Here is an 11,984-nt window from a genome sequence, read left to right as displayed (position 1 = left end):
CTCAATCGCATCGAAGTCGCTCTTGCCCTGCACCAGCAGGCCCAGGTAGCTGCGCAGGATGTCGCTGTTGGCAACGCCATTTCTCACGGGCAAGGCGGCATCGAGTCGCTTGAACACTGGCGCGAGTCGATTCAGGTGATGTCCGACCAGCGCCAGACCGGCTACCGGGGTGAGGTCGTAGTCGAGCTGCTTGACGATGAAGGGGCGCATTGGAAGAACTCAGGTACTGCGTTTGCAACAGGCCCATCAACGCCCCACACCTGTCTCGCGTTTACCAAACTACCTCAAATCGAACGCACCCGCAGGGTGAGGCACTTTCACTCTTGGGCTCACGGATTCAGGTTCATGATAAGAAATATGCGTTGTAAGTCATTGAATTTTAATAAAAATAAAAAAGTCTTCTATAAGACATAAGATTGTCTTCAACTCTTATAGAAGACTTAAAGTTGTCTCAACGCCAACGAACTTGCAAACGCAATACGGCTGGCCCCTTTCAACCAACCTGGAGTGATCACATGTCGCAATCTCTCAATTCCCAACTGAGCCGCCAGCAGCAAATCGAAGCCCTCGAAAAGGATTGGGCGCAGAACCCCCGTTGGAAGGGTGTCAAGCGCAACTACAGCGCTGCCGATGTGGTGCGTCTGCGTGGCAGTCTGTCGATTGAGCACACCTTGGCCAAGCGTGGCGCCGAAAAGCTGTGGGATCTGGTGAACGGCAGCGCCAAGAAGGGCTACGTCAACTCCTTCGGCGCCATCTCCGCTGGCCAGGCCATGCAGCAGGCCAAGGCTGGCCTGGAGGCTGTGTACCTGTCGGGCTGGCAAGTGGCTGCCGACGGCAACACTTCCGAAACCATGTACCCCGACCAGTCGCTGTACGCCTACGACTCGGTGCCGACCATGGTGCGTCGCATCAACAACACCTTCAAGCGCGCTGACGAAATCCAGTGGGGCCGCGGCATCAACCCCGGCGACAAGGAATTCATCGACTACTTCCTGCCCATCGTGGCCGATGCTGAGGCCGGCTTCGGTGGTGTGCTCAACGCTTTCGAACTGATGAAGAACATGATTGCCGCAGGCGCTGCCGGCGTGCACTTCGAAGACCAATTGGCCGCCGTGAAGAAGTGCGGCCACATGGGTGGCAAGGTGCTTGTCCCCACTCAAGAAGCCTGCGAAAAGCTGACAGCTGCCCGCTTTGCTGCAGACGTGATGGGTGTGTCCACCATCGTGTTGGCCCGCACCGACGCTGAGGCTGCCAACCTGATCACCTCGGACCACGATGCCAACGACAAGCCTTTCCTGACCGGCGAGCGTACCCAAGAAGGCTTCTACCGCGTCAAGAACGGCCTGGAGCAGGCCATCAGCCGCGGTGTGGCCTACGCACCCTACGCCGATCTGGTGTGGTGCGAAACCGGTACGCCTGACCTGGGCTTTGCTCGTGAGTTCGCTCAAGCCGTTCACGCGGCCTGCCCTGGCAAGCTGCTGTCTTACAACTGCTCGCCCTCGTTCAACTGGAAGAAGAACCTCGACGATGCAACCATTGCACGCTTCCAGGACGAACTGTCGGCACTGGGTTACAAGTACCAGTTCATCACCTTGGCTGGTATCCACAGCAACTGGTACAACACCTTCAAGTTTGCCCACGCCTATGCACGCGGCGAAGGCATGCGCCACTACGTTGAAATGGTGCAAGAGCCCGAGTTCGCCGCCCGCGAACAAGGCTACACCTTCGTGTCGCACCAGCAAGAAGTGGGTGCCGGTTACTTTGACGACGTCACCACCGTCATCCAGGGTGGCTCGTCCTCGGTGAAGGCGCTGACCGGTTCGACCGAAGAAGAGCAGTTCCACTGATCTTGGGCGCTAGCGCTCAATAAAGCCCAGGCTTGCCTGGGCTTTTTTCATGGTGCGGCCTCAAGGGACATGCCATCAGAAAGCGGCTGGCGCGTTGCTTGAGCTGGGGGCATTTTTAGGTGTCTTGGTTGGCACGCTTGGGTCGAGGCGTTAAAATCCGCCGATATCCTGGCAACAGGGCTACTTGCAAGAGCGAGAAAGGCATCTTGGTTATGACACCGCGAACTACACCGGAGATCTTCCTGGGTCGTTGAGACCCGCTGGTTCGCGCCTGCACACCTGTTTTTGCTCCATGGAAAAAAGCGCGGCCTTCACCGCGCTTTTTTTATGCGCCTTCACTGGCTCAACTCAGATACAACATGATTCAGATCACGCTTCCCGACGGTTCCAAACGTGAATTTCCCGGCCCAGTCACGGTGGCCGAAGTGGCCGCATCGATCGGCACGGGCCTGGCCAAGGCCGCCCTGGCGGGCAAAATCGGCGACAAGGTGGTGGACACCAGCTACGCCATCACCTCGGACAGCCCTTTGTCCATCATCACGGCCAAGGATGCCGACGGCTTGGAGGTGATCCGCCACTCCACCGCCCACTTGTTGGCCTATGCCGTCAAAGAGCTTTTCCCGGATGCCCAGGTCACCATCGGGCCGGTCATTGAGAACGGCTTCTACTACGACTTTTCCTACAAGCGTCCTTTCACGCCTGAGGATCTGGCGGCCATCGAGAAGCGCATGGCTGAGTTGGCGGCCAAGGACGAACCTGTGGTGCGTCGCGTGCTGCCGCGTGATGAGGCCGTGGCCTACTTCAAGGGCATTGGGGAGCATTACAAGGCTGAGATCATCGCCAGCATTCCCAGCAATGAAGACGTCAGTCTGTACCGTGAAGGCAACTTCGAAGACCTTTGCCGTGGCCCCCACGTGCCAAGCACTGGCAAGCTCAAGTTCTTCAAGCTGATGAAGGTGGCGGGCGCCTACTGGCGTGGCGATCATCGCAACGAGATGCTGCAGCGCGTGTACGGTACCGCCTGGGCCAGCAAGGATGACCTGCAGCAGTACCTGACGATGCTCGAGGAGGCCGAGAAGCGTGACCACCGCAAGCTCGGCAAGGAGCTGGATCTGTTCCACATCGACGAGCACTCGCCAGGTACCGTGTTCTGGCATCCCAAGGGCTGGACCGTCTGGCAGGAGGTGGAGCAATACATGCGCCGCGTCTATCGCGACAACGGTTACCAGGAGGTCAAGGGGCCGCAAATCCTGGACCAGGGTCTTTGGGAGAAGACCGGGCACTGGGACAAATACCGCGAGAACATGTTCACCACGGAGTCTGAGAAGCGTGACTATGCCCTCAAGCCGATGAATTGCCCGGGACACATCCTGATCTTCAAGCAGGGGATCAAGAGCTACCGCGACCTGCCATTGCGCTTTGGCGAGTTCGGTCAATGCCACCGCAATGAGCCCACTGGGGGTCTGCATGGCATCATGCGTGTGCGGGCTTTCACGCAGGATGATGGTCACATCTTCTGCACCGAAGATCAGATCCAGAGTGAGGTCATCGCTTTCACCACGCTGCTGCAAAAGGTCTACAAGGACTTTGGCTTCAAAGACATCATCTACAAGCTTTCAACCCGTCCCGAGAAGCGAATCGGCTCTGAGGAAAGCTGGGACCGTGCTGAGAATGCGTTGGCAGAAGGCTTGCGCGCTTCCGGTTGCGATTTCGAATACCTGCCGGGTGAGGGCGCTTTCTATGGCCCGAAGATCGAGTACACCCTGAAGGATGCCTTGGGTCGTCCATGGCAGTGCGGCACCATCCAGGTGGATCCGAACATGCCGGAGCGCCTGGATGCCGAATTCGTGGGCGAGGATGGCGCTCGCCATCGCCCCATCATGTTGCACCGTGCCATCGTTGGCAGCCTGGAGCGATTCATCGGAATTTTGATCGAGCAGCACGCTGGCGCGCTGCCTACTTGGCTGGCTCCGGTGCAGGTTTCGGTGCTCAATATCACCGATTCGCAGGCCGATTACTGTCGGGAACTGGTCAAAACGCTTGAGAATCAAGGGCTTAGGGTTCAGTTAGATCTGCGCAACGAGAAAATTACGTATAAAATACGAGAGCATTCGTTGCAAAAGCTGCCTTACATCTTGGTCGTGGGTGACAAAGAGAAGGCTGCAGGTGCCGTTGCGGTACGCGCCCGGGGTAACAAAGACCTCGGAGTGATGTCGGTTGAAGCCTTCGTTCAGACGATTGTTTCAGACATCGCCTCTAAAGCCTGACACTCAGTCAACCATCGCTTTAGCTGACGCGTCGCCGTCGGCTGAAGCTGCATGTGCAGCCACTATTTAAAGGACACTAGCCATCGCTACTGAATTTCGTGATCGTCGCCAGCGGGAAGAGCGCAAGCACCGTCTGAACCGTGAAATCATGGCACCGGAAGTTCGACTTTCCGGTCCGGAAAACGAGCCCATCGGCATCGTCAGCCTGGCGGAAGCGCTTCGCATGGCGGGTGAGCTGGATGTGGATCTGGTTGAAATCGCGGCCACTGCGAACCCGCCAGTCTGTCGTTTGATGGATTACGGCAAGTTCAAGTACCAAGAGCAGAAAAAAGCTGCTGAGGCGAAATCCAAGCAAAAAGTCATCGAAGTCAAGGAAGTCAAGTTCCGCCCTGGCACCGATGACGGCGACTACAACATCAAGATGCGCAACATCAAGCGCTTCCTTGAAGATGGCGACAAATGCAAGATCACCTTGCGTTTCCGTGGGCGTGAAATCACCCACCAGGAAATTGGCATGGCCTTGTTGCAGCGCATTCGGGATGAACTGGCTGACTTGATTGTGGTCGAGCAGTTTCCCAAGCTGGAAGGGCGTCAGATGATCATGATGATCGCCCCTGGCAAGCGCAAGCCTTCAGCGGGTAAGCCTGCTGAGGCGGGTGCCGCTGCAGCGTCAGTTTGATCAGAACACTGAAGCTCTTTGCGAGAGGAGCTTCGGCAGGTGGTAGGCAGCAATGCCTGCTGTCCAGGTGGCGGGCTTAGCCCTGCTGCCGACCAAGTGGCTCGGGGCCATCAAGGCTGCAATCAGTTTGCAGACGCCTCACGAGCACAATGTAAAAGGAGCATGAACATGCCCAAAATGAAGACCAAGAGCAGCGCAAAGAAGCGCTTCCGTGTCCGTCCGGGTGGTACCGTCAAGCGCGGTCAAGCCTTCAAGCGTCACATCTTGACCAAGAAGACCACCAAAAACAAGCGTCACCTCCGCGGTGCTGTGGCTGTGCATGAGACCAACATGGGTCACATGGCGCAGATGCTGCCCGGCGCTGGCCTGTAATCAACTGACGAACAAGGAGTAATTCAATGCCTCGCGTCAAACGTGGTGTAACGGCTCGTGCCCGTCACAAAAAGGTTCTGGCCCTCGCCAAGGGTTTCCGTGGTCGCCGCGGTAATGTCTTCCGCATCGCCAAGCAGGCGGTGATGAAGGCTGGGCAATATGCCTACCGTGACCGCCGTACCAAGAAGCGTGTGTTCCGCCAGCTGTGGATCGCCCGTATCAATGCCGCTGCCCGTGAACTGGGTCTGACCTACAGCCAGTTCGCCAACGGCCTGAAGAAGGCTTCCATCGAGATCGACCGCAAGATGTTGGCTGACCTCGCTGTGCATGACAAGGCTGCCTTCGGCAGCATCGTGAACCAAGTCAAGGCCAAGCTGGCTGCTTGATTTTTCACGGCTACGCCCCGCCTTGTGTGGGGCGCTGCGAACAAGAAACAAGGGCTAGGGCTTTGCACAAAGCTTTAGCCCTTTTTCATTGACAAGAGAATTTATGAACGAGTTGGACGCACTGGTCGACAGCGCCAGACAAGGTTTCGAGCAAGCTGCCACGCCGGCGGACCTGGAAAATGCCAAAGCGGTGTTTCTGGGCAAGTCGGGGCGCATCACCGAGTTGATGAAGGGCTTGGCGAGTTTGTCGATTGATGAAAAGAAGGCCCGAGGCGCCGTCATCAACCAAGCCAAGCAAGCCATCGAGGCGGCGCTGAATGCCCGCCGTCAGGCGCTGGCCGATGCCGAACTGGATGCCCAACTCAAGGCCGAGGCGCTGGACGTGACGCTCGCCGGGCGCCAGGCCGGGCAGGGTGGCCTGCACCCGGTATCGCTCACGCTTGAACGGATCGAAGGCATCTTCGGTTCGATGGGCTTTGATGTGGCCCAAGGGCCTGAAATCGAATCCGACTGGTTCAATTTCACGGCGCTCAACACGCCGGAAGACCATCCCGCGCGCTCCATGCACGACACCTTCTACGTCGAAGGGGGGACTGCCACCGCGCCGAACCTGTTGCGTACGCACACCAGTCCGATGCAGATCCGCCATGCAGTTCAGCATGTGAACGCGCATCGCGCCCTGCTGGATGCTGGTGAGACCATGCCCGAGATCCGTGTCATCGCCCCAGGCCGGACCTACCGTGTCGACAGCGATGCCACCCACTCGCCGATGTTCCACCAGTGCGAGGGCTTGTGGATCGGTGCCAATGTCAGCTTCAAGGATCTGAAGGTCGTCTTCACTGACTTCTGCCGCACCTTTTTCGAGTCGGATGACCTGGTACTGCGCTTCCGTCCGAGCTTCTTCCCCTTCACCGAGCCCAGCGCTGAGATCGATATCCAGTTCCAGAGTGGGCCCCTGGCGGGGCGCTGGCTGGAGGTGGCTGGCTCTGGGCAGGTGCACCCCAACGTGGTTCGCAACATGGGGCTGGACCCCGAGAAGTACATCGGCTTTGCCTTTGGCATGGGCCCGGATCGTCTGACCATGCTTCGCTATGGCGTGAACGATCTGCGCCTGTTCTTTGATGGCGATATCCGTTTCCTGTCCCAGTTCCAGTAACCCGTTTTGAGGCCATGGCGGGCCGCGATGCTCAAGACGCATCGCCTGCGCGCCACGCCTTCACCAGAAGAGTCCGACTATGCAATTTCCTGAATCCTGGTTGCGTGAGTTCTGCAACCCGCCGCTGACGACGGCCGAGCTTTCCGAGGCCCTCACGATGGCGGGTCTGGAAGTGGAAGAGTTGCAGCCTGTGGCGCCTCCCTTCACCCGTGTGGTGGTGGGCGAGATCAAGCAGGCCGAGCAGCATCCCAACGCCGATCGCCTGCGTGTGTGCCAGGTGGATGTGGGCCAGGCTGAACTGCTCAACATCGTCTGCGGTGCGCCCAATGCGCGCGTGGGCATCCGCATTCCGTGCGCCATGGTGGGCGCCGAGTTGCCGCCTGGTGAGGATGGCAAGCCTTTTGTGATCAAGGTCGGCAAGCTGCGGGGGGTGGAAAGCCAGGGCATGTTGTGCTCTGCCCGTGAGTTGAAGTTGTCCGAAGACCACGGTGGTCTGATGGAGCTGCCTGCTGACGCGCCGCTGGGGCAGAACATCCGCGACTACCTGCAGTTGGACGACACACTGTTCACGTTGAAGCTCACGCCCAACCTGGCGCACTGTCTGAGCGTGTATGGCATTGCGCGTGAAGTCGCTGCCCTCACAGGAAGCCCTCTGCTGAAGCCTGAATTTCCCAAGCTGAGCGCTGTTCACGAGCAACGTCTGCCTGTGACGATCAGTGCGCCTGATCTGTGCGGCCGCTTCTCGGGTCGTGTGGTGCGTGGTGTGAACCCCAGGGCGGCCACCCCGAAGTGGATGGTGGATCGTCTGGCGCGTTGCGGACAACGCAGTGTGGCCCCGCTGGTGGACATCTCCAACTATGTGATGTTCGAGCTGGGGCGCCCGTCGCATATTTTCGATCTGGACAAGATCCATGGCGGCTTGGACGTGCGTTGGGGGCGTGAAGGCGAGACGCTGAAGCTCCTCAATGGCAACACCATCACGGTGGATGCTCAGGTGGGGGTGATCGCTGATGCGCAGCAGGTCGAGTCCCTGGCAGGCATCATGGGTGGGGATTCGACGGCAGTGTCTGACGACACGCAAAACGTTTACGTGGAAGCTGCTTTCTGGTGGCCCAAGGCCGTCGCCGGTCGTTCGCGCCGCTTCAACTTCTCGACCGATGCGGGGCACCGGTTCGAGCGGGGTGTCGATCCTGAGCTCACCGTTGAGCACATCGAGCGCATCACGCAACTGATCATTGATATCTGCGGTGGCGAGCCCGGTCCGATTGATGATCAGCGGGTCAATGTGCCTTCGGCTCAGCCGGTCACCTTGCGGGTGGCCCGTGCTGAAAAGGTCATCGGCATGGCTCTGGGGCAGGAGCGTTGTGCGCTGGCGCTGCGTCGTCTGGGCCTTCCGGTCACCGAAGGTGCGGGCACCTTGACCGTGACGCCGCCTTCCTACCGCTTCGACCTCACCATTGAGGAAGACCTGATCGAAGAAGTGGCGCGCATGGTGGGTTACAACAACCTGCCGACCACCAAGCCGCTGGCTCCCATCGCACCCAAGCTGCGTGCCGAGGCGCAACGCAGTTCCTTTGCTGTGCGCCGTCTGCTGGCCGGCCTGGGGTACCAGGAGACCATCAACTTCAGCTTCGTGGATGCCTCCTGGGAGCACGAGCTGGCGGCCAATCCCAACCCCATCAAGTTGCTGAACCCGATCGCCAGCCAGATGAGCGTCATGCGCTCGTCGTTGATCGGTTCCCTCTTGCAGGTTCTGAAGTTCAATGCCGACCGCAAGGCCTCTCGCGTGCGTGTGTTCGAACTGGGGCGTGTGTTCCTGCGCGATGCCTCTGTGACGGACTCGATCACCACCGTTTCCGGTTTCGACCAGCCCATGCGGGTGGCCGGTGTAGCCTGGGGCACGCATGCGTCCACCCAATGGGGGATGCCTGAAAGAGCGGTTGACTTTTACGACATCAAGGGCGACGTCGAGGCCTTGCTGGCGCCTCTCAAGCCAGCCTTTGTTCCCGCCGAACATCCCTCTTTGCACCCTGGCCGCACGGCGGCCGTGCAGCTGAATGGCCAGACCATTGGGCATGTCGGCGAATTGCATCCGCGCTGGCGTCAGAAATGGGGCTTTTCGTCTTCGCCGCTGGTCTTCGAGCTGGCTTTGGATCCTGTGTTGGCGCGCAGCGTCCCGGCGTTCGAGCCGGTCTCGCGTCTGCAGCCGGTCACGCGCGACATCGCTGTGGTGCTGGGGGACCAGGTCACCTATGCGGCGGTGCAGGCGGCCATCCGTGCGGCAGATACTGGCGGTCTGTTGCGTGATGTGACGCTCTTCGACCTCTACCGCCCCAAGGTCCAGAAAGATGGCTCGGTTGTGCAGGGTGGTTTGGCTGCGGGTGAAAAGAGCCTGGCCATCCGCCTCACCTTGCATGGTGGTGAGAACACGCTCACGGACGAGCAGATCGAAGTGGCCGTGCAGGCCGTGTTGCAGAAGCTGTCCGCCGATACGGGCGCCCGTCTGCGTGCTTGAGAGGATGCGAGACAACATGGCGACTCTTCCCGAGATCGAGTTCGCGGTCGATGACCTCGAAACGACGGCGCTGACCAAGGCTCAATTGGCGGACCTCTTGTTTGAGCAGATCGGCTTGAACAAGCGCGAGTCCAAAGACATGGTCGACGCGTTTTTTGACTTGGTCGCAGAGAGCCTGGTGTCGGGGGAGGATGTGAAGATTTCCGGTTTCGGCAATTTCCAGATCCGTACCAAGGCACCGCGCCCGGGGCGCAATCCCCGCACGGGAGAGGCCATTCCCATCGGGGCCCGGCGCGTTGTGACCTTCCATGCCAGCCACAAGCTCAAAGAGCAGATTCAAGGCTGAGGACTAAGCCACTCTTTTGCGAGAGACCTGCCTGTGCTGGCTGGCATTTGAGGCAGCTCTGCAGTAACCTAAAAGCTTTTCGTGTCGTCCGTCATCCACATGGCAAACCCCTTGCCCCCCATTCCGGTCAAACGCTACTTCACCATCGGTGAGGTGGGCGAACTGTGCGGCGTCAAGCCGCACGTCCTGCGGTATTGGGAGCAAGAGTTCACCCAGCTGCGGCCCATGAAGCGCCGCGGAAATCGCCGTTACTACCAGCACCATGAGGTGCTCATGATTCGGCGCATCCGAGACTTGCTGTACGACCAGGGCTTCACCATCGTCGGGGCGCGCAACAAGCTGCAAGAAGTGGGTGGTCTGGAGCAGGCCGTTTCGGACGTCGATGCACCGCAGGTGCAGCAAGCTCATGGGTCTGGCTCGGTGGCGCTGGTGGCCGCTGAAGGCGCGCGCGCTGCGGGCCAACTGCCTGCCGTGGGCGACCTGCAGGCTCTGCGCAAAGAATTATTTGAGATTTGCGAGCTTCTCGCCGAAAGCGCCTGAAAACCGCTATATAATTTAATTCTTGTCGGCGTGTAGCGCAGCCTGGTAGCGCACTTGCATGGGGTGCAAGGGGTCGCGAGTTCGAATCCCGCCACGCCGACCATTTTATTCCAGTGAATCAATGGGTCAGTTCTCAAAAGGAACTGACCCATTTTTTTCGTCCCGACTTTCACGCGGGCTTGAGGATCCATTTGTTCTCATCCCTGCGACCGCCACTCCGGTGGGCGTTGTCAACTAGTTCACCGATTGGGTTGAACCTGGGTTCCGCTGTCATCAAGTTTGGTTGTAAGGCCCCATGCCGGTCGTTATGATCCTGGTGACAGAATGTTACCCATCAATACATTTCGACGCAGCCCGCTGGAATCCAGCTGGCAGCAACTCGATGGCTTGATGGTTCTTTGGAATCACAGGAATCATGAACAACGCACTGCGTGAGATCTTCGCCAAACAGGGGCGCATGGCCCAGGCCCTGGATGGCTTGAGCGACGACGCCGACCTGTTTGCGGCTGGACTGGACAGTCTGGCCATCGTCAACGTCATGCTGGCCGTCGAGGATCGTTTCGATGTCGAAATCCCCGACGAATACCTGAACCGTGCCACTTTCTCCAGTATTGCGGCTTTGGCCTCTGTTCTGCACAAACTGCAGGCTGAGCAAGCCCCAACATGAGCGCGGCCACCTCCCTTGATCCGGTTGAAGCCCTGCCGGCGGCCATGTCGTGTCGTGACGATTGGGCTGCCCGCGCCGCGGTGATTGCCGAAGTGGCGGCACGCCATGCCCAGGAGGTTGATCGGGAGGGGCGTTTCCCCGCCGAGGCCGTGCAGGCCATGCGTGATTCCGGTCTGCTGGCGGCCTGGGTGCCTCAGTCGCTGGGCGGGCCGGGCCTGAGCCTGCGCCAGATCGCGGCCATGTGTGCCCAGATCGGTGGCGCCTGTGGCGCCAGCGGGATGATCTTTGCGATGCACCAGATCAAGCTGTCTTCGATCGTGCACCATGCTGGCTCCTCTCCTTGGTACCAAGCGCTGCAAAAGCGAGTCGTTGCCGAGGCCCTGCTGCTGGGTTCGGTGACCTCCGAGGTGGGCGTGGGTGGCGATATCCGTCGTTCGCTGACCCATGTGGTCCGAGACGGGGATCGGTTCAAGCTCGACAAGCATGGCTCGGTGGTCTCGTATGGCGCCTATGCCGATGCCTTGCTGATCACGGCGCGTGCCGACGAGCAGGCACCGCCCAATGGTCAGGTCATGGTCACGGTCCTCAAGGACCAGTACCAATTGGAAAAGACAGGCAGCTGGGATGCCATGGGCATGCGTGGCACCTGCAGCGATGCGTTCATGATCCGCGCCGAAGGGGCTTGTGAGCAGATCTTCGAGGCGCCCTTTGCCGAGATCATTGCCAACACCATGTTGCCGGTCTCGCACATTTTGTGGTCCAGCGTGTGGTTCGGCATCGCCCACAGTGCCTTGCTGCGCGCCCGGACCCATCTGCGCTCGGTGATGAAGCAGTCGGGCGGTCAATTGCCGGCGGCGGCCACGCGCCTGCCCGATCTGGTGGCCCGGGTGCAGGTGCTGCATGCACGTCTGCTGTCGGCCGCCACCCGCTTCGAGGCCACCATGGCCGCGGGGCAGGGGGCCTTGCCCATGTCGTTGACGACCGATCTGACCTTGCTCAAGAGCACCATGTCCGAGGGCTGTCTTGCGGTGGTGCAGGAAGCCCTCACCACGGTCGGCTTTGCCGCCTACAAGACCGAAGGGGCGGCCAGCCTGGGCCGCCACCTGCGTGACCTGCACTCCGCACCGTTGATGATCAACAACGCACGTTTGATTGAAACCATGAGCAGCTTCTTGCTGATGGACCCCCTGCAATTCGGATTGGCCTGAC

General features: G+C 59.6%; 11 protein-coding genes, 1 tRNA gene and 1 pseudogene. 12 read left to right on the top strand and 1 reads right to left on the bottom strand.

Features of this window, described 5'->3' with window-relative positions:
- Nucleotides 1–210, bottom strand: a pseudogene (locus L880_RS0109655) (IS1380-like element ISCARN34 family transposase); the annotation flags it as partial.
- A gap of 305 nt (nt 211–515) precedes the next feature.
- On the opposite strand from L880_RS0109655, the gene aceA reads away from it, so the two are divergent.
- From aceA to L880_RS0109595, 12 genes are all read left to right on the top strand, one after another.
- Nucleotides 516–1,847 (top strand): isocitrate lyase, encoded by a 1,332-nt coding sequence (gene aceA / locus L880_RS0109650; RefSeq protein WP_019575410.1) that lies wholly within the window; start codon nt 516–518, stop codon nt 1,845–1,847.
- A gap of 359 nt (nt 1,848–2,206) precedes the next feature.
- The gene (gene thrS, locus L880_RS0109645) at nt 2,207–4,114 is read left to right on the top strand and encodes a threonine--tRNA ligase (protein WP_027475503.1); all 1,908 of its coding nucleotides are present in this window, start codon (nt 2,207–2,209) and stop codon (nt 4,112–4,114) included.
- 82 nt (nt 4,115–4,196) lie between these two features.
- The gene (gene infC / locus L880_RS0109640) at nt 4,197–4,793 is read left to right on the top strand and encodes a translation initiation factor IF-3 (protein ID WP_084461187.1); all 597 of its coding nucleotides are present in this window, start codon (nt 4,197–4,199) and stop codon (nt 4,791–4,793) included.
- A 168-nt stretch (nt 4,794–4,961) separates the two neighbouring features.
- Entirely contained in the window at nt 4,962–5,165 is a 204-nt protein-coding gene (rpmI, locus tag L880_RS0109635; RefSeq protein ID WP_027475501.1) for a 50S ribosomal protein L35, read from the top strand.
- 26 nt (nt 5,166–5,191) lie between these two features.
- Nucleotides 5,192–5,551, top strand: coding sequence for a 50S ribosomal protein L20 (gene rplT, locus L880_RS0109630; protein WP_027475500.1), 360 nt, complete (start codon nt 5,192–5,194; stop codon nt 5,549–5,551).
- A 103-nt stretch (nt 5,552–5,654) separates the two neighbouring features.
- Nucleotides 5,655–6,707, top strand: a complete 1,053-nt coding sequence (gene pheS, locus L880_RS0109625) for a phenylalanine--tRNA ligase subunit alpha (RefSeq protein ID WP_019575405.1) — start codon at nt 5,655–5,657, stop codon at nt 6,705–6,707.
- 79 nt (nt 6,708–6,786) lie between these two features.
- On the top strand, nt 6,787–9,222 hold the full coding sequence (pheT, locus tag L880_RS0109620) for a phenylalanine--tRNA ligase subunit beta (RefSeq protein WP_027475499.1): 2,436 nt from the start codon (nt 6,787–6,789) through the stop codon (nt 9,220–9,222).
- Between the two features lie 16 nt (nt 9,223–9,238).
- A complete protein-coding gene (locus L880_RS0109615; protein ID WP_425389175.1) occupies nt 9,239–9,568 on the top strand; it encodes an integration host factor subunit alpha in 330 nt (109 codons plus the stop codon).
- A gap of 99 nt (nt 9,569–9,667) precedes the next feature.
- On the top strand, nt 9,668–10,108 hold the full coding sequence (locus L880_RS0109610; RefSeq protein WP_027475497.1) for a MerR family transcriptional regulator: 441 nt from the start codon (nt 9,668–9,670) through the stop codon (nt 10,106–10,108).
- Between the two features lie 26 nt (nt 10,109–10,134).
- A tRNA-Pro gene (locus L880_RS0109605) sits at nt 10,135–10,211 on the top strand.
- 312 nt (nt 10,212–10,523) lie between these two features.
- Complete coding sequence (locus tag L880_RS0109600) at nt 10,524–10,775, top strand: acyl carrier protein (protein ID WP_019575401.1); 252 nt, start codon at nt 10,524–10,526, stop codon at nt 10,773–10,775.
- Entirely contained in the window at nt 10,772–11,983 is a 1,212-nt protein-coding gene (locus L880_RS0109595; RefSeq protein ID WP_027475496.1) for an acyl-CoA dehydrogenase family protein, read from the top strand. Before L880_RS0109600 ends, L880_RS0109595 begins: the two co-directional genes overlap by 4 nt.
- Nucleotide 11,984 lies beyond the last annotated feature (1 nt).

The sequence above is a fragment of the Curvibacter gracilis ATCC BAA-807 genome, from assembly GCF_000518645.1.
GTDB lineage: Bacteria > Pseudomonadota > Gammaproteobacteria > Burkholderiales > Burkholderiaceae_C > Curvibacter > Curvibacter gracilis.
The sequence above is the reverse complement of the archived record's forward strand: the minus strand, read 5'-3'. Positions and strand labels throughout refer to the sequence as shown.